The organism is Legionella sp. ST3F1 (genome assembly GCF_048553315.1).
Lineage (GTDB): Bacteria > Pseudomonadota > Gammaproteobacteria > Legionellales > Legionellaceae > Tatlockia > Tatlockia donaldsonii.
Genome location: NZ_JBLZIO010000023.1, coordinates 51,517 through 69,237, shown reverse-complemented (window position 1 = coordinate 69,237; position 17,721 = coordinate 51,517). Strand labels below are relative to the sequence as shown.

Below are 17,721 nucleotides of genomic sequence, written 5' to 3'. Positions count from 1 at the left end.
TCCAAATCAGTTCAAACAGAAGGTGTTAGGTGCCCGTTTTTCTAATTAATGCTGGATCGATTTTGGGGAGAGGATCAAAGATCATAGCTCTGCAATATACAATTAATGATTAATTTGTTACCATTGCAACAAATTTACCCACTCTGAGTGAGGTCGAACTCAAATGTCTTCTTTTTTTTCAAATAGGCCGCCTCTACAATTGGCTGGCGACGTGGCTATCGGTGGACTTGCTGGTGCGAGAAATGGTGTTCTCGGCAGCCTTTTACTAGCCTGTGCGGCCGGAAGCAGTATCCCGGCTATTGGCACACTGGGAATGGTAGCTGGGGTCTCCGCCCTTGGGGTAGCTGTCACGATTATTCCCGTCATGATCGCCTACAAAAGGTTAGGTCTGGAGCCAGAAAACCCTGCCTTCCTGTTTGAAATGAGTGTCCTGATAAGGCAGCTCATCTTTCGAGCAGAATATGCCCTTCTTTCCGCTGACATGCTTGTTCTTATAGGGGTAGGCTCTCTTCGCGTGGCGACAGCCTGTTTTACCGCTTCCTTTACTTTGGGTGTGCTCGACCTGATGAGTTACCTGATTAGAAGAGCGACTTCTTCTTGTAAATTAGTCGGTGAGATGGTTAATGGCGCACTTAATGGTGCTAAGAATGGGGTTTTGGGCAGCCTTTTACTGGCCTCTGCAGCAGGTAGCAGCATCCCTGCTATAGGTAGCCTGGGAGCGGTAGCGGGCGCTTGTGCCCTTGGAGCAGCTCTCATGATTATTCCCGCCATCCTTGTTTATAATAAGTTAGTTGCTGATCCGGACGGTTCATCTTTTCTTTTACACACCACACCAACGCTTGTAGCCCTTAGAGCAGGGCTTGCCTTTGCTTCAGGCTGTGCCGGGGCGGCTATATTGGGGTTAGCAGTCGTTCCCCTTGGCCTGACCTGCCTTAGCGCTTCCCTGACTTTGGGTGTGCTCGACCTCATCAACCACCTCATTGCAGATCTGACCGCTCCAAGGTTATTACCAAACGATACATACCTGGCTATGAGAGTTACGCAATAAAGATTTTTGTCCGATACCTTTATTCTGCCTGCTGCTTTCGAGCGGCAGCTTATGTTTTTCTTCCTTAGCAGTCCGCGAAACCTATTCTTGAGCGGCACGTAGAGGCCTGCGAAATTACGGTTAACTTTTAGTTAAAGAGGAGAGTATTTTCAATGTATTTGCTTAATTTTTATGCAAAATTAAAATCAAACTCTATACTTAATGGTGTATGAATAAATACCAATGAAAAACAAGGAGGATGTTATGAGTGCGCATTCTATACCCTTTTTAAGGTTAGTAGGTGCAGTAGTAATCGGAACCATCTTATCTTTGGGATTATTATATACATCAAGTGCTAGTGCGGCTAATGGATGTGGGTTTGGTTATCATATGACCGCTTTTGGTCGATGTGTACCCAATAGTCCTGGTCCCAATGCAACTCCCGCTCCTGGACGCCCAGACTGTTGGTACAATGCTGCTGGTCAATTGCGTTGCTGGAGATAATTTAAATCCTGGACTTCATAGTAAGCAGATTCGGTTTATAACTCAATCTGCTTACTATTTACTGTGACATTGATTGGAATAACATCAAAATTGGGTTCTTGTAAATTGTAAATAAAGCGATATGATTTGATCAAATTTCTTCATATTGGATTTAAAAATGCAAATAGAGCGCTTATATAACAAAGTAGCCAAGACCTATAATCAAGACATCAGTGGTAAAGTTCTTGATGAAGCGAAACATAGAGCTGTCGATTTGGCTCTTACACAAAATCGTTCATTCAGCTCAATCCTGGCGCTGGGCATGGGAGATGGTACTGATATACTCCCTTACGTAGAGCATTACCCTCACGCAAATTTACATGGTCTGGACATCTCTGAAAAAATGTTGGAAAGGGCACAAGAGATCCTCAAATGCACGACTTATCATGGAGATATTAGCAAGGCATCCGCTATTATTAAAAAACGGGATTTTGATTTTATTCTCGCCCATTTTGTGTCTGCCTATGTTCCTCTTCCTTTTATTCTTGCTGAGTGTAAGAAATTAATTGCTGCGGGTGGATTAATTTCAATTGTGACTAATACGATGGAGTCGTTTCCAGTTGCTCGATCTTTATTGCCTGTACTCGAGGAATCACCTAATCCTTTTAACAAATTGGTTGCTTATCATATAAAGAAAACACTAAAGAAAGTGTATGTTCCACAAAATTTAAACCATTTGCAGAACATGATCGAAGACAGCGGGTTCAAGCTTAAAACACTGGAGGAAAAAGAGATTCAAATTTCTCTTAAAACAGAAAAAGATGTCTTTGATTTTTTTATCCATGGTGGTTGGTTCGTCAGTGGTTTTATGCATCCACTCTTACCCCATAAGCTCATGAGTAGAGTTTGTCAGCAACTCATTCATAAAAATTTCTCCATGCCTTATGAAGACAGTATGAAGATTGCCTTTGCTATTGTTGAATAAGAAAAAGCGTTAATGCAAAATAAATAAATTATCAGGAGAGCCTAAGATGAATCTACCCAAGCGCATTTTTATTATCGGCCATGCAGGTGCCGGAAAAGGTGTTTTGGCGCAGGCTCTGGCTGATAAACTGGGTTGGCGATTTATCGATGCGGATTTTGGATTAGCACCCTCTGTTGGCCGTAATCTGGCTGATATTCTTGGTAGCACAGGAGAAGAAACGTTTCATCATTGTCTGACAGATATTCTGACCTATCAACAACATCAGGAATATATTGTTGTAACCACCGATGATAGTATTGTTTGTAGTAAGAAAAATCGAGAATTACTGGCTGCCGAGTTTACTGTTTATCTGAAAGTAAGTATTTCCGTGCAACTTGAAAGAATTTCCCATCATCGTCCGCTTTTGTCGAATCCTGATTACAAAGCCTTTTTGAACAAGCTTCGCCAGGAGCGAGATCATCTCTATGAAGAAGCCGCTGCTTTTTCCTTAAGCGCTGATAGTGGCTCGCTAGATGAGCATGTGTTGAATGTTATCAAGGCTATGAAAAAATAAGCCATATAAGGGATTAAATATCGGATAGCTTTTTACGGGTTTGTATGCCTTCAAAAAAGAGAGTCGTGTTACCTGAACAGAATCAACTGATTGATTCATTCCAGGTTTTTGCTTTTCAACCAGAAGAAAGTTTTTATTCTTACCCTTTTGACGAGCGTTTAAGGCTATTGGAGGAGCGAATTCTTCTTGCTAAAAGATATTTGGCTAAGAAGGAAGAGGGGAACACGAGCAAACAATCCACGTCATTTTGGGCTAAAAGTAAATTGGAGGCTTTCAAAAACACACTAAGTGGAAGTGGCGTCAAGCAAGCAGAACACCCCCCCAGAGCCATTTTTGTGGCACCTGAATACTTATTTAAAAATCTTTCTGAATTTTGTTATAAAAGATATTGTACCCAAGAGCAAAAGAATAAATTCAAAAAGCGATTACAAGCGCTTTCTGTGGATACTGATATGTTAATTGTTCCAGGAACAATGTGTTGGTACAAGAAAGGGGCTGATCAAGAAAACTATTATCGCAACACGGCTTATTTTTTCTATCGCGGGGATCTGCAAAAATACAAAAAGAGAAACCCCCATACAAACTATGACTTTGATTATACCAATGAGGGTTTTTTAAATCTGATGGATTTGCGTCGAGTTTATTTTAAATCGGGTCAACTCGATACACTGGTTAAAAATTATTTTGGCCTTAAGATTGGTATTGAGATTTGTTTTGATTCTGTTCACGGTGAATTAGTTGATTTTGTTAAAGCAAATGGCCTTTCCATCAATGTACAACTCATTATCGCAGATGGAGCCAAAAAACCAGTTCTTGTCAGGCAAGAGGGAGTTCTTTTTGTTAAGCTGGAAAGAGATCCCCAGCAAACGGAAATAGGTACAATAATCAAGATTGATAATAAGCGCGTAGAATTAAAACCTGCCATTGCTTTAGGTAAACTCGAAGAAGACGATCTGACTTGCTTTCAATTCAAATAACCTTAAAGGGTTATGAGGGATTTTGGTTGCTTAATAAAGGATTGGCTGGTGTTGGCAGGCAATCTTCCAAGCGCGTTTAATGAGATGTCTTATAATTAAGAAAACTCTCAATTCCAGGTTGACTATGAAAGAGGTCGACGAGCTTATCAACGTCATTATTGAGGCCCTTCAGCCCATTAATAAGGACGAGCCCTTCCTACACCAATTAGTCGATGATAACACTGGGATTACCGTCTCTTCTATACGATCATCAACCCATCCAAAAGTTAAGAAAATTGATCTTTTTACTATCCCTGACAGGCATCAATCCTCATCCAAACCGCTTGGTACTGTAATACAAATTACAGGAAAAGATAATGTGGTTGCTTTATTCAAGCTTGCACCCGAAGTCTTAGAAAAATTAAAGCCATTATTGATACGGGCAAAGGTTTATCCTGAGTCTGCTTTTTTACGTCCAAGAGTACCTGCATTAACCATTTCAGAGTTTGATAATTTGCAAATCTACGATGAAAAAACACATAAAGATTATGAAGTTATCCGACAGTCTATTGCTAAGGCTGTGGCAGCTTTCATGCAGGAAAAATCCAATATGGAGGTTATGTTGGTGGATGTTGGAACGGGATTGGGAGACTGCCTGGCGTTAACTGCAAAAATGGTGCAATCAATTCCTAAAAATATTATTGCGATAGGTATCGATCCCAATGATAAGAGCATAGAGACAGCGCAAAAAAAATTTTCTGGCTATCAATTTCTTCTTGCTGAAGCTCGCTTTTTAGAAAAGATAATTAGAGAAGCAGAGCAGCAAAATTCGAAGAATTTTTTAGTTGCTGTAACTGCTAGTGGTTCGCTTACACGTCTAGTGCTCAATAATACCCTGGAAGCATTGAATGTTTTTCAACAAGCCTATCGTGTAGCTGATATTATGGTTTTAGGTGGAGAGAATGAGATACTAATTACCCGTAAGATTGCCAAAAAAATTGGGTGGCATGCTCAATATCAACCTAGCCAATTAGAAGAGGGAAATTTAGTTTATGTACTGGCAAAAGAAGAACTTCATATTCCCAAAGTAAACGAGGGTCATCTTAATTTATCTTTACATGGGAACCCTCTTTTAGTGTTAAGTCATTACCCTGATCTGGCAAAAATTACCAGTCTTGATCTTGGTTTGGCTTATCTGAAGGAAGGAGAGGTTGCTCAATTACTTCAATTGATGCCTCAACTTAAAAAAATACAAATTTCAGGCTTGGAAACATGGAAGGGGGAATTAGAAAACAGTATCAAAACACAGGGTCTTGAAATAACTATTTCCGTTGATTCGAAGGCCTATGCTGATACTGAATTAGATCCTAAACAATGGGAATTAAAAAAATTCACTTCAAAATTTTATAAGCAACATGCGGGAATGCTTACCTTTTTTAATAAGGCTATTACCAGTTTAGAAAAAGAAGCTAATGCGGCAGAATATAAGCCTGATAAGCATGAATCACCTCAAGACTATCTTGCACGCATAGAAATTCGAGCTAATAAAGGGGATGATATAGCAAGTTATGTACTGGCAAAAAAACTGTCAGAAGAGATAACAAATTTTCAAAATTTGCAAAAAAGTTTTAAATATTGGTCTGTCTTATATGAAAAAGGATATCCTGTTCTGTTTGAACTTGAGAAAGTTCACCATCTTATCGAGAAGGCAAATCCATTACAGGATCTTTATGCGAAACTGAATGAGGCATTTTCTAAATTTAAGCCAAATGGCTGATGAGACGACTATGAAATTTTCTTGTAAGAAATGTGGTATTCCTGTGACTCCAAAAATAGAAATAGTGAAGCAGTTGAGTAACTCGCCTATTCAAATTTACTTTTGCAGTCAATGTAATGAACGATTATTGGAGTTAGGGGGGCGTCCTAATTTGTGGAGTGGAATTTGGGAATTTGCTCTGTTTGATTTATTGCGAGTCATTTATTTTGAAATCAAGCGATTCCTGTGTCGTTCGAAGTCTAAATAACGGCCTCTTTTGTAAAAGGTTTTATTCTGGTTTTCCCTCCTGTCCGTTATACTCTCGGCATTGATGTCACCAGGAGAGTAAATGCCTTTTAATCTTATGGCTGATTGGTTAGCACAGGAAGCTAAAGCCGGCTCAGTATGTCCTGACAGAGCTGTTTTATCGACGGTAACTTCAGCCGGTATTCCGCATAGTCGTGTGGTAGCAATTAAATCGATTGAGAGTGAGAGCGAGAGCGTTTTATTTTTCACACCGCGAGGAACAAGAAAATTTATCGAGTTAATCGAGAAGCCGCAGGTTTCAATAACGTTCTGGTTTGCAATGCAGCAACGACAGATTATCCTGGAAGGAATTGCCAAGCCGCTTTCTTTACAAGAAAACGAAATTTATTGGCGAGCTCTCCCACGCGAACGCCAATTACGTTTTTCTACCTATGCGTCTACCTCAGGTAAGGCTATCGATTCCCTTGTTGAGTTAGACAAAAAACTTGCAGTACTTAAACAACAATATCACGATGTCCCATCGCTCCCCATGAGTGAATTTTATAGCGGATTTCGTGTATTCCCTGACACGATGTATTTTTATACCTTAGGCTCAGAATCCTTTTCTGAAATGATAAACTATGTGAAAAATACAAGTGGTTGGAGTCAACAATTGCTTTCACCTTAGGCTGGGGAGCGAAGGTTAATTAAAGGGACGATGTATCGCTTTTTATAGAGTGGAAACTATAAATTCTGCAGGCTGAATCCCTACTAATTCTTTTTTACAATGAAGGGGATTAACGCCCAGTTATCTTTTGTGCAAAAACAATACAATAAGTCTATAATTTATGAAACGAACAAGGAAGAGCTGACCAAGTTCAACAGAGAAAACATGGAAAAAGGATTAGTCAGATGAAAACCTTCGCTCTATTGATTCTCTTTTTATTTTCTTTTCAAGCAGAAGCTGTCACTGCTTGTAGATGTACTTGCGACTTGTCGGATAGAAGGCTCTGTGCCAGTACAATCTTTCTTGACCAGCCTTGTCCTGGGATATGCCCTTCGCAGAACCCTGAAGCACCACCAATGGGGAATACAGCCTGCCCTACATCAAAAGTCTTTAATGCCAACAAGAATACTTATGAGTGGGTAGCTATTTGTCCTGATTAGCGGGTGAGTTATTCTCCAGCGTAGCGACACTCATTTTTAGCCATCTCGGTGCAGATTTGTATACAGTTATCATCCTTTGAGTCCGGGCACCTGACTCCAGTGCATCGCTCTACGCTTTGTTGTACACAAAGATTCTGATCGAATTGTTGTTGCTGGATCTGTACTTCAGGAATATCTTCGGCTTGAACAGAAGTGAATGATAGTAATAACAGTAAGCTGACGATCAATTTATTCATGATATGATTTTCCTTTGCCATATCTTTCAACTTAGCATAGAAGAATAATGTACGCTATATCTATCGACTGTAATGGTCTAAATACCAAGGAAATCGAATGAAGACTATCTTTTTACTGATTGGTTCCAATATCTTTATGACATTTGCCTGGTATGGTCATTTAAAAAATCTTAATGATAAACCCTTATATCTGGCTATTTTAGTAAGCTGGGCTATCGCATTTTTTGAGTATACCTTGCAAGTACCTGCGAATCGCTTGGGCTATAAAGAATTCAATTTAGGGCAACTGAAAATATTACAAGAAATTATTACAATGAGCGTCTTTGTAGTTTTTGCCTATTTCTATATGAATAAACCGGTGGGAGTTAATTTTCTGTATGCAAGCCTATGTATGGTAGGAGCTGCCTATTTTATTTTTAAAAATTAATAGGGCACCTTAAAGGCCTTGTTTGACTAGTGTCCGGAATCCAGGTTATATCTCTAATAATTTATTTGCGCCGATGAAAAGTCTCTATAAGGATATTGTGTGGAACAATTCATAATCTTTGCATTGAGTAATTTTACCCTGACACTATTTATTCTAAGTGTCCTGTTTGCTGCGCTTGCACTTACATTAAAATCCGAGTTAAAGAGGGCAGACGTTATTGACGTTCTTTTTTCTTATTTTCTGTTGTTTAACGTCGGCATTAGCTATTTATATAATTTTGTCATGCATGTTTTTTTAGGTGATATGGCAGCCCAATTTATTGGTTGGGCGCAAAGCCCCTTTCAACTGGAGGTGGGGTTTGCCAGCCTCGGCTTTGCTGTTATTGGTATCATTAGTTTTTGGAGCAAGCTCGGTTTTCGTGCGGCGACAGTGATTGCACCTGCCATGTTTTTATGGGGGGCAGCAGGTGGTCATATTTACCAAATGATCGTAGCCACTAATTATGCACCCGGCAATGCTGGTATTATTTTGGGGACCGATATTTTCATGCCAATCCTTGGTTTTATCCTGCTTTGGTTACAATATAAAAATCCTCCCGTATCGGCTCGATAGCTGTCGACGGCCCGGCTACGATTAGGGCTTTGAAGAATAAAATTAAACTATCCAGGCTTATTCTGTGAATACCAATAACAATCCAATGTGTTCATAATGTTTACTTAATTTTCCCTTGTTACCATTGCGATTTTTTAAATCAAAATGGTTCGTCATGGGTAAATCTATATTTTTTCTAAACACAGCAACACTTGAAAATTCTGATCTATTAAATATTTTAAATTTGGCTGAAATTAATAAGGGAATGAATTTCACTGCCGAGATTGCCAAGGCATCTCCAGGAGCCGCTAAATTACTTAGAATGGCGCAGGTATATTATGAGCGAGAGGGCGTATGTTTTACCTTTGATAAATTTATTGTCAAGCCCACTAATACCAGCAAAAAGGTGGAAGATATTCCTGCGGTTAGAAATGAGATTCGCTTTGTCTATGATGAGGTCCAGACATCATGGTATCTTGTAACAGTAGCAACGGATGGTCAGCGATTTCAAAAAAAAGTTAATCAACTGACGGTTCAAGATGCCAGGCAACCTTATCTTGCTGGATTAAAGTTGGCTGAGCTAAAGACACATCTCAATCAAGCAAGCTTAACCACGAGTGAATGGAACCGAATCAAATCAGACTGTTTTGTTCATCCTAATCCTTTACATGCTATGGCCGAGTTATTAAGAACGACTTTGGATAAGCCCAAAAGCCTTCTCGCTGCAAAGGAAACTAGAGAGATACGTGCTTATCTTCAAGATAAAATTAAAAAACAGGGAATCACCTTAATTATTTACTCGAATGCGTTAAATGCTGATGCTTGTGGTAAAGCAGAAAGTGATTATGTAAAAATTTGCGCGGAGCGAGCAATTAAGCCTCATCAGCAATTGAGAGTATTGTACATAGGCGGGGGGCATGGTTGGCCTAAACAGGCATGGGATGGACAGGGAATGTTGTCAGCATTAAAAGCAAAAGATGTAGAGGAAATTTGCCTCGCTTTAGAAGCAAAAAACGTACGTGTTTATGGTGTAGTTGTCTTAGGCAGCTGCTTTAGTGCTTCTTATGCCCATCAATTTTCTTTCTTGCTGACTCAACATAGCGTGATGTTGTCTTCAAGTTTATCGCAGGCAGGAGAGAATTTCTTTAAAAATGCAGTAACCGTCGCTAGCCTCCAGAATCGGTTAAGTTTTTTTAGTGTCATTCAAAATCATCCAAAACCAAGCCCAACAGGGTTATGTATCACTTATAAAGACAAACACATTGGGCTTAAACTGTGTGTTAAGAAGACAGGTTTACCAGCCACCTCAGCTTATGATGAATATGCTAAAAATAATAACATCGTTACTTATCTTAAGAGTAAAAAGCCTAAAAGTGAGTTTAGTGACTCTTTACGCGATTGCAGTGAAAAAAGTCAAAAAATGAAATTTAATGAGTATTCTAAGGCTGCTTTAAAAGGCCAGGAATCATGGAGCCTACTGACCAAATTTTCTTTATTTGCATTAGGGGGAGTGGTCATAGGAACAGCAGGTTATTTTGCAATAAAATATAGAAGTAGTCGTAATGGATAAGTTAAAACAGGCATAAACCCGGATTAGCAAAGCCTAATCCGGTTATAGAGCTCGCTATCCCGTACGAGGGTATTAAACAGGCCCCTGAAAGAGAAAGAAGCCGTGTGCCATCAGGACAATACCAATGAGGCCGGCTATGATTGCTACGGCGTAATACCCCGGTCCTGAATACACTTTATGCGTCAGGTTTACCATAAATTCTGGGAAAGATAGCCAAAGTATCGATTTAATTAACAAGCACCAGGCAAAAATTGTAATTAATACTTCTGATTCCCAAATCCAAAGGTTATGCACAAGGACGAGCATGATACCAAGGATTAACCCCAGAGTAGCTGCTACGACAATAGCAGAACTTCCTACCTTGATGTGGGTTAACAAGTCTTGATAATACCTCGCGCGAGCTAACATAATAATGGCAATAATTACCAGGTAAAGCCCAACAGCTTGCGCCAGAAATAAGGTATGTAATGATTCGTGCATGGTAAACTCCTTTTAATAAGTTTCTACACTAAGTTTAGTATAAAAAAGAGGGTCTTAAATCGCGGGTTCGGGTTTGACAGGGTGCTTTTTATAGATAGGTTGCAAGCGTAAATTGGAAAGGATTATTAGAGCCGTTCTCTACGATAGAGACTGTAGTTATCGACTTTTTTAAGATCAGTAGCTCGTTAAAGACGAGCTACTGCAACTGCTCTAGAATGTTAGTGTGCTAATTGTTTTATTAGCATACTCTTCTCGGGCTTCAGCATTCATGTATGAATGTTGAAGCTCGTGGACATAAAGGGTCTCTGAAGAAAATATCCGGCCATTAATAGTTTTTCTGTTTTCATGGAAAAATAGTAGAGGTTTTGGTTCACTGGCAATTATTTTCCGAATCGCTGTATCCATTTCAGCTAGTAGTTCAGGAAAGGTGGTTTTAATTTTGTCGAGGCCCGCAGTTAATTGCTCCTCAAATAAACCCGCTTTTTTAGGTACCAAATTCCGCTCAAGAACGAACTCATTACTGCCCTGGAAAGTATCAGTTTTCACAGAAGCTGCTACACAACGTTTAACTTGTACTGTTTTGAGGGTCCTGGCAATAATAGCGAAGAAAGCAGCTTTATTGGCAGTAAAATCGTTCTCTCCTAGTGAAGAACGTAGGGCTCCTAACTCCCTCCTACAGGCTTTAGCTGCGTTTTCCAGATCTTGGGTGAGTGGCTTCTCGGCAAAAAAAGGTTTATAGCCAATTTCATACCAGCGACTTTTTCGTTGATTGTTGCCATCCAGATATTGGAACCCTTCTGTAAATGCATCAATGACCTCTTTTACTGAAGGCATGATTTATATCTCCCCGGTAAAAAATGGCTATCATAGCTTAAAAAGAAAGGAAATTCTTGCTGCTTTGACGGCAGGATAAAGAGCAGATTGAGATTAAATGAGATAATTCAATAAGATGGGTTTTGATTCTGGTGCGGTATTTTTTTTGCAAACTGTTCCTTATTAGCTATCATCTCATTTTATAGAGTAAGTGCTCTCATAAAGATAAATGAAAATCCCTGGGAATATCGCTTGGTGAAAAACCAGCTCTGTAAGAAAAAGTTTCACAAATATGAGTCACAATTAGATAAGTTGAGTGTTTGTCTTTTTTCTCCAATTCCCAAGTATGACTTAAATCGGCAATCAATTGTTGGCTGTAGGGGGCAGGGGATTGCCAGGTTCTGGCATACCAACTGCCGTTTGTTTCAATAATGACTTTATTTCCCTGAATTTGGCTTTTTTGCAATTCACAATCAAATTTCTGATCGAAATAAATCAGTTTACCAATTTGGTGATCAGCAAAACCCGCGATGCCTTTAAAAACAATGTCACTGCCACGAAGTGTGATAAGAAGGTTGTCTGCATCGACAATGGGTAAAAAGGCAGTCATGGGTGCCCGTGAAGCATTGAGATGGTTAAATTGTTTAATGATGTTAAATGCTTCATTAGTAATAGTCTTATTCATTCTTTATCCATTTTTTACTGGGTCCCTCCGACCCTACAGAAACACAATCCAGTACTCTATCAAGAAGCAAACCAAACCAATAAAAGTATTTCATCACTCTACAGGCTTTTGATAGTAGTGAAAAGCATATTTTTTGAGCATATTTAATAAGGAATAAATAATACGATAACTTCCGTCAACTAGATGGCTATTTTTGTAAATAATTCATGCCTCTTAAGAAAATATTAATCTCTGTGTGCTAAAAGTTATCAAAGAGAGTTGATGTGTCAAAGAGTCCGGAATGCCAAAATTATATACAAAAAAACGGGTTAATTTTAGCGCCATAGATCCATCCGATATTCCACGCTATCAGTATCACCATACTTTGCGTCAAGCGATTGAACTATCGGCTACGAGCTATTCTTACCAGGAAGGCCGCGATGGGAAACCCTATCAATGGGACAATATTGCGCCAGAGGTAGCCTTGGTTATTCTGCAGGATGCCGAAAAGAGTGGTGTGTTGATAAAACAAGAGGTGATTGAACAACTGGGCTCTGCGGACCTGTTTAATGCGGCCGCTTTAGACGCCGTATTGGATATTCTTAATACTAATCCTGATTATTCGCTGTTCACGCAAAAATTGGCTTTACGCCTCACCGGCAAACAATTGACTCAATTGACTCGCGAAGAATTAAAATTAGCAGGTATTACCACCGTTGAGCAATTTGACAAGGTTTATAGTGCTTTCTTACTTGAGCAGGATAAATTAACCAAAAATTTTCCTAATTTTGAAAAAATTAAAGACAGCGATGACTATAACGAATTGATTGATTTCCTGGTTAATAATCCTTTGTACGATAAATTTTTAAAATCATTCACAACAAACCTGGCCAATGAATTCAATAGAAACAGAACGAACGTCGATCAAGTTCCGGCTCCACAAGAGATTAGCAAACAGACATTGCTTCATTTTTTTACGGCTATTAGCTGCGATCTACGTTTAAAATACCCTCCTTCGGGCGTATTGGAAAAGAATACTTTATACCTTGATATCATTGATGGTCAGCTCTATTATACTGTGATAGCTCCGGATGGTGAGACAGTTACCGCTTCAATTCGCCCGGAAAGATTAAGCCTTCACCTTGATAAAAATACTTCCGAAGACGAGTTGCGAGATGCGTTACCCTTGATTCTGAGAATAACAGCAGAGAGAGGGCACACAAGTACTATGGCGTTTCATAGTACGGCCTCATTAAAGGCTCAAGGAATGGAATATTTAGCTGGTGATACACATCATGATTTATTTCTGTCACATTTACCTGCGGTCGATTTGGTTAACGATGAAGCCAATAAATTTTGTATCTACCAATGGTTGCAGCAGGGTAATTTACCCAGATTAAAAAGTCATATCACTGAAGGAGCTTGTCTACGCTATTTTAGCAGTTTGGAGCGTTTTGCTCACCAGGCAAAAGAACCCTTTGCAAAAGATGAGGAATTTATAAAGCAAGTTGATTCAGTTTCTCTTTTGATGAGAGAGATTGTTGAATTGATTGCCTCATTAGATACGAAGCCCAATGAAAAAGATAAGGCGTTAGATGAAAAATTACTTAAACTGGTTGGGCATTTAAGCTGGCTAAAAGAATATTATGGCAAGACGCCTTTAATCAAATCAGGTGATATTTTTCCAAGTACAGAAGGAAATTTTGACGATTTTGTTAGAAAAATGATTTTCAATTCTACGAACGATAAAGTGGTTCGGTATCTTAGCGATCAAATGGATTCTTCTGACTCCTTGCGGCTCAATTTGGTTGATTTAGTCAATGCGCTCATTAAGAGCAGTTCTACTGTCCAGGTTCGCCAGGTAACCAATAAAAAAATGATAAAGATTCTGGTGGATGACCAAGGAAGTATTCCACCTTTAATCGTATTTCGGGAGCAAATGAAAGAGCATGTTTCTACACAGTTAAAGAGTAATACTCATCATTATTATACGGTTCGTAGTTATGACAATGATCAATTAGAGTTGAATGAAGCCCCCCTGTCTTTTAGGGGAGGAAATTTAACCAATACCATAGAAGAGACGAGGGTATTTGCTAAAAAATTTACGCGTGGCGGCGAATTTTCTGCTGATAGTCATTTACTCATTGGACAAGAGAATAACATCAAGAAACATGAGGTACGCTCGGCAACGGCTGCCAATTCATTGGCGGCTACAGGGGTTGATGGAACACGTTCGGCAACTGATAAACTCGATGTGGCAATTCAATATGGTGGCGATAGAGACGTTAAGATCATCTATATATTACGCGGGAAAGAAGCATTCCATTCCCATTCTTATTTAGATCCTCTGGGTAAAAATAAAATGAGCGAAATTGCTTTTACGCACGTTAATCCCAGCGACTATGTAATGACGATTATTTACGATAGGAATAATACGATCCTGGATGTGATTCCAGGAAATCTGACTGGGGAAATTCATGGTGTTAGTGATTTCACCAGAAAAGTACTGGAAGCTGGTATTGAATTTTATAATGTCAAACACAATCCCAATTACAGTGGTTCCGTTAAATTACCTAATCCTGCAGAGCAGCTTAAAACGCCAACGAGTCATTTGCATAAAAAGAAATCACTGATCGATATCATTCAATCCCATAAAAGTGAAACCCGTCCAAAAGAGGATAAACCCACTCATCAATTAAGTAGTGTAAGAATAAGGCGTGGGGTGACGATTGATGGTTACAAACATTTATCACTGGATACACTTCGCCAGGAAGTGCAAGCAACTGACCGATGGGATAAAACGTGGACTTTCCCTACGAAACCATTCAATCCTCTTTCTTCGAGTTTAACTGAAGTTAGAGCGGAAGCGCAGCGCCATTACAACATGAGGCATGTTTTAACACTGAAAGACTTTACCGGCTGGAGTGAGCGTGAAAGAAAACTGCAAGAAGCTCATAATCGTATCTTGCAGCCTGGCTTCATGGCTGGTGATATCGATACACAATTAGCGCATGCGCAAGTTGCCAGGGAAGCCTGGTTAACGGATGTGTTAGTCCCAAAGATGCAAACAGCGCTTTTGCTGCATATTGCTGCGAGATTAATTACTGACTACCAGGTAGATGTGGAAGATCTCAACCAGATTGCTCAAAAACTACAGCTTTTAATTCATGATAAACACACGTCGGAGCTTATGGAGTATGAGCATCAGATAATGAGGACCCTGGATATTAGTGATGTATCTGGCCAATATCAGGAATGCATGGAAAAGGCAAAAGCCAAAATGACAACAATCTACCCCCTGCTCAAAGAAGACAGCTACGAGTACCGCAATAAATTCACGTCTTGTTTTGAAATGGAGAAGAATAAGTTAAGAAAACAATCAATAAATAAAGCGATGACAGAGTTTCTTGATAAGTATCTCGATGTTTATACTCAGCAGAATGGACTCAAGAAAAAGACGGTCTATCCACTGGCAGATAATCATGACTTTGTCTTTTTAGGACCGGCAGCCAGCGGTAAAAGTACCATTTCCAGTCAGTATATTAATCGGGAAGATCGTAAGGATTATGTTTCACTGGCTACGGACGATTATCGCGGTGTCTTTTTACCTTTTACAGAGAAGTTTGAAGGCCAAGAGATTGAACAGGTTTTTATTCGAACCCAAGACAGTGCATTTCTCATTAGCGAAATAGTCGAAGAACGGATGAAGGCAAAAACGGTAGAGAGAGCTAATGTTATTGTAGATGGGGTGACTTATAAACCGTCTCACCGGGAACTGGTGGAAAAAAATAATAATTCGATTGTCGTTTGTGCTTGTCTTGATGATATGAGTTTGGTTGTCAGGCGTTCTTATGAACGGGCAATGCAGGAAGATGCTGGTTCGGCTGATAAAGGCCGGCATGTTAACACCAGCAGTTTGATCAACATGCACAAAACAGCCAGTCTGAATTTAATAAAATATTGTACCCCTAATTCTACTATCAGGTTTTATGACACCAATATTCCTAAGGGGACAGTGCCGCCATTAATTGCGACTGTGGATACCCACGGCACGAAAACGTTGACGATTAGCGAAGAGAAAGGTGCGTTAGTGAGATTGGCTTCTTTCTTCAATAAAGCGCGGGTTAATATCGGTGCAAAGAGCGATGACAGTTTATTTTTCAAAAAATTAAAAAAAGCGGAGTTTCAGGTTGATTCGTTATTCGCCGCCATGAATTTTGGCTATCAAATTGTACTCAATGGTGAAAATCAAAAACCTTGTTTAACAGTAAAAAAAGAAACAGATGGGCAGATTGTTATGGAAGTGAACGATGTTGATGCGCTGAAGAAAAAAATGTCAGATTCGACCGAAATGGAAAAGGAATTGTTGGCAACAGTTATAATCTATGGGCATTATGGTAGCCTTAAAGAAGTTCATAAACAACGGCTATTACATGATATCAGTGCAGATAGGATGGCAGAAAAATTCCTTGCCTCTTTACCTGAGCAAGCTGTTTGCGACTTCCACCCAGAATCCAAGCGGAAATGATGGATAGGGCATGTAAAGGCCAGATTTGATAAATTCAAGACGCGTGTTGTCTGCATTGGAGAAAATGCTGTGGAAGAAATACTGGAAAGAATGACAGACTTTATCGATGCGGTGCATAAGTCGTTAAATAGCACCGCAGATGTTAAAGAAAGAATCAAGCGCCTGGAAGTTTTTGATTCGCTATTACTTTTAGCAACCTATACTTCCGCAGCAGAACTTGATAAGGCGTTGTCTAGGAGTCTCCCCTTGGAAGAGGATAACCCTGGCTTAACATATCTCTGTAAACAATTACGAGAGATCAATGGGCTTTGTACCTTTTCCTTTAATGACAGCCATGACATCTACCGCGCTCTTTTCACCAATATTCAATTTAATAATTTTGATGAGAAAGAGCGTTTGCGTAAAGAACTTAGCCGACAACTTACAGAATTAATTTTTGAGAAAACAAATACGGAGATACCGTCCAATAGCCTTAGGTTTTAAGGACTACTGACCTTTCTTTTCGCTTGGGGCGCTTATGGCTTGATTCCCTGCGTTCGTTGTGGCGCTTGAATATCATGCTATAAGTACGCCGTCGTCTGGATGAAGGTAGAAGCCCTAATCCAGGCCTTTAAACTACCAGTATATTCAGATAGTTAGTCAACTCCTATATATACAGCACACTCTTCAGGGGTTTTGTATATTTCAAAGTCAGTGATATAGGTTCTTCTGAATGGTCTTATTGATGAAAAATATTGCCATACTTCTTGCCAGGTTTTGATGATTGCCTGAGGCATGGGACCCCGATTTTCGAAGACGAGGTAATTGCCTGTCTCGATAGTAACGGAATTAAATTCAGGTAAAAGCTCTTTACTCTTCATTTCTATCCCTGCAGTAACTGTGTAGGATCCTGTAAAGTCTGCTTCATAATTCGAGTAGACTCCGAATAGGGGTAAATTGCTCTGCTCTTGCTGAAATTTTTTGACGATCTCCTGATTATAAAATTGTTCCCATAGTTTGGGTAACTGAGCATGCTGGGGATCGAACTCGTTATCATTTTTTGTTCTTACGCTTAGTCCCGAAATAATAAAATTTTGCACGTGGGTTAAATACGGTTCTTTGTCAGACATACCATTCTCCTTAATAACTATCGATAAACAGGCGCTGGGAGATAACAGTAATCAGCTTGAAACTCATAATGGGTTAAAAATGAAAGGCTAAGTTTTAACCGATGGTTCAAGTCGCGCAAATATGGCAGAA

Annotated in this window: 19 protein-coding genes; 13 read left to right on the top strand and 6 right to left on the bottom strand. The window is 39.5% G+C overall.

The genetic code is table 11. The features are described from left to right. The first annotated feature begins 163 nt into the window (after positions 1-163). From ACN4Z1_RS14005 to ACN4Z1_RS13970, 8 genes are all read left to right on the top strand, one after another. Entirely contained in the window at positions 164-1,048 is an 885-nt protein-coding gene (locus ACN4Z1_RS14005; protein ID WP_228364278.1) for a hypothetical protein, read from the top strand. Positions 1,049-1,291: 243 nt separating this feature from the next. After that, complete coding sequence (locus ACN4Z1_RS14000; RefSeq protein WP_228364277.1) at positions 1,292-1,531, top strand: GCG_CRPN prefix-to-repeats domain-containing protein; 240 nt, start codon at positions 1,292-1,294, stop codon at positions 1,529-1,531. Positions 1,532-1,688: 157 nt separating this feature from the next. Further along, complete coding sequence (locus tag ACN4Z1_RS13995) at positions 1,689-2,495, top strand: class I SAM-dependent DNA methyltransferase (RefSeq protein WP_228364276.1); 807 nt, start codon at positions 1,689-1,691, stop codon at positions 2,493-2,495. Positions 2,496-2,541: 46 nt separating this feature from the next. Continuing rightward, positions 2,542-3,048 carry a shikimate kinase gene (locus ACN4Z1_RS13990; RefSeq protein ID WP_228364275.1) on the top strand — a complete coding sequence of 169 codons (507 nt, stop codon included), beginning with the start codon at positions 2,542-2,544 and terminating at the stop codon, positions 3,046-3,048. A gap of 44 nt (positions 3,049-3,092) precedes the next feature. Continuing rightward, a complete protein-coding gene (locus ACN4Z1_RS13985) occupies positions 3,093-4,025 on the top strand; it encodes a hypothetical protein (protein ID WP_228364274.1) in 933 nt (310 codons plus the stop codon). Positions 4,026-4,149: 124 nt separating this feature from the next. Continuing rightward, complete coding sequence (locus ACN4Z1_RS13980) at positions 4,150-5,781, top strand: hypothetical protein (protein WP_228364273.1); 1,632 nt, start codon at positions 4,150-4,152, stop codon at positions 5,779-5,781. Positions 5,782-5,791: 10 nt separating this feature from the next. Further along, positions 5,792-6,028: a DUF2197 domain-containing protein gene (locus tag ACN4Z1_RS13975; protein ID WP_228364272.1), complete on the top strand. Its 237-nt coding sequence runs from the start codon at positions 5,792-5,794 to the stop codon at positions 6,026-6,028. An 81-nt stretch (positions 6,029-6,109) separates the two neighbouring features. Then, complete coding sequence (locus ACN4Z1_RS13970; RefSeq protein ID WP_228364271.1) at positions 6,110-6,694, top strand: pyridoxamine 5'-phosphate oxidase family protein; 585 nt, start codon at positions 6,110-6,112, stop codon at positions 6,692-6,694. A 265-nt stretch (positions 6,695-6,959) separates the two neighbouring features. Here ACN4Z1_RS13970 and ACN4Z1_RS13965 read toward each other — a convergent pair whose 3' ends face one another. After that, positions 6,960-7,133, bottom strand: coding sequence for a hypothetical protein (locus tag ACN4Z1_RS13965; RefSeq protein WP_228364270.1), 174 nt, complete (start codon positions 7,131-7,133; stop codon positions 6,960-6,962). A 48-nt stretch (positions 7,134-7,181) separates the two neighbouring features. Further along, positions 7,182-7,409: a hypothetical protein gene (locus ACN4Z1_RS13960; RefSeq protein ID WP_228364269.1), complete on the bottom strand. Its 228-nt coding sequence runs from the start codon at positions 7,407-7,409 to the stop codon at positions 7,182-7,184. A gap of 97 nt (positions 7,410-7,506) precedes the next feature. Between ACN4Z1_RS13960 and ACN4Z1_RS13955 the strand changes: the two genes are divergently transcribed. From ACN4Z1_RS13955 to ACN4Z1_RS13945, 3 genes are all read left to right on the top strand, one after another. Beyond that, on the top strand, positions 7,507-7,836 hold the full coding sequence (locus ACN4Z1_RS13955) for a DMT family protein (RefSeq protein WP_228364268.1): 330 nt from the start codon (positions 7,507-7,509) through the stop codon (positions 7,834-7,836). Between the two features lie 99 nt (positions 7,837-7,935). Further along, the gene (locus ACN4Z1_RS13950; RefSeq protein ID WP_228364267.1) at positions 7,936-8,448 is read left to right on the top strand and encodes a DUF6790 family protein; all 513 of its coding nucleotides are present in this window, start codon (positions 7,936-7,938) and stop codon (positions 8,446-8,448) included. Between the two features lie 154 nt (positions 8,449-8,602). Beyond that, positions 8,603-9,997 carry a hypothetical protein gene (locus tag ACN4Z1_RS13945; RefSeq protein ID WP_228364266.1) on the top strand — a complete coding sequence of 465 codons (1,395 nt, stop codon included), beginning with the start codon at positions 8,603-8,605 and terminating at the stop codon, positions 9,995-9,997. A gap of 72 nt (positions 9,998-10,069) precedes the next feature. On the opposite strand, the gene ACN4Z1_RS13940 is transcribed toward ACN4Z1_RS13945, so the two are convergent. The 3 genes from ACN4Z1_RS13940 to ACN4Z1_RS13930 form a co-directional block, all read right to left on the bottom strand. Beyond that, the gene (locus tag ACN4Z1_RS13940) at positions 10,070-10,477 is read right to left on the bottom strand and encodes a hypothetical protein (RefSeq protein ID WP_228364265.1); all 408 of its coding nucleotides are present in this window, start codon (positions 10,475-10,477) and stop codon (positions 10,070-10,072) included. A 210-nt stretch (positions 10,478-10,687) separates the two neighbouring features. Then, the gene (locus tag ACN4Z1_RS13935) at positions 10,688-11,311 is read right to left on the bottom strand and encodes a hypothetical protein (RefSeq protein WP_228364264.1); all 624 of its coding nucleotides are present in this window, start codon (positions 11,309-11,311) and stop codon (positions 10,688-10,690) included. A 196-nt stretch (positions 11,312-11,507) separates the two neighbouring features. Beyond that, on the bottom strand, positions 11,508-11,975 hold the full coding sequence (locus tag ACN4Z1_RS13930) for a hypothetical protein (RefSeq protein WP_228364263.1): 468 nt from the start codon (positions 11,973-11,975) through the stop codon (positions 11,508-11,510). 280 nt (positions 11,976-12,255) lie between these two features. Here ACN4Z1_RS13930 and ACN4Z1_RS13925 point away from each other — a divergent pair, with 280 nt between their 5' ends. Both ACN4Z1_RS13925 and ACN4Z1_RS13920 read left to right on the top strand, forming a co-directional pair. Continuing rightward, on the top strand, positions 12,256-16,482 hold the full coding sequence (locus tag ACN4Z1_RS13925; protein ID WP_228364262.1) for a hypothetical protein: 4,227 nt from the start codon (positions 12,256-12,258) through the stop codon (positions 16,480-16,482). A gap of 69 nt (positions 16,483-16,551) precedes the next feature. Next, the gene (locus tag ACN4Z1_RS13920) at positions 16,552-16,965 is read left to right on the top strand and encodes a hypothetical protein (protein WP_228364261.1); all 414 of its coding nucleotides are present in this window, start codon (positions 16,552-16,554) and stop codon (positions 16,963-16,965) included. A gap of 152 nt (positions 16,966-17,117) precedes the next feature. Here the strand turns inward: ACN4Z1_RS13920 and ACN4Z1_RS13915 are convergent, their stop codons facing one another. Continuing rightward, entirely contained in the window at positions 17,118-17,591 is a 474-nt protein-coding gene (locus tag ACN4Z1_RS13915) for a GyrI-like domain-containing protein (protein WP_228364260.1), read from the bottom strand. Between the last annotated feature and the right edge of the window lie 130 nt (positions 17,592-17,721).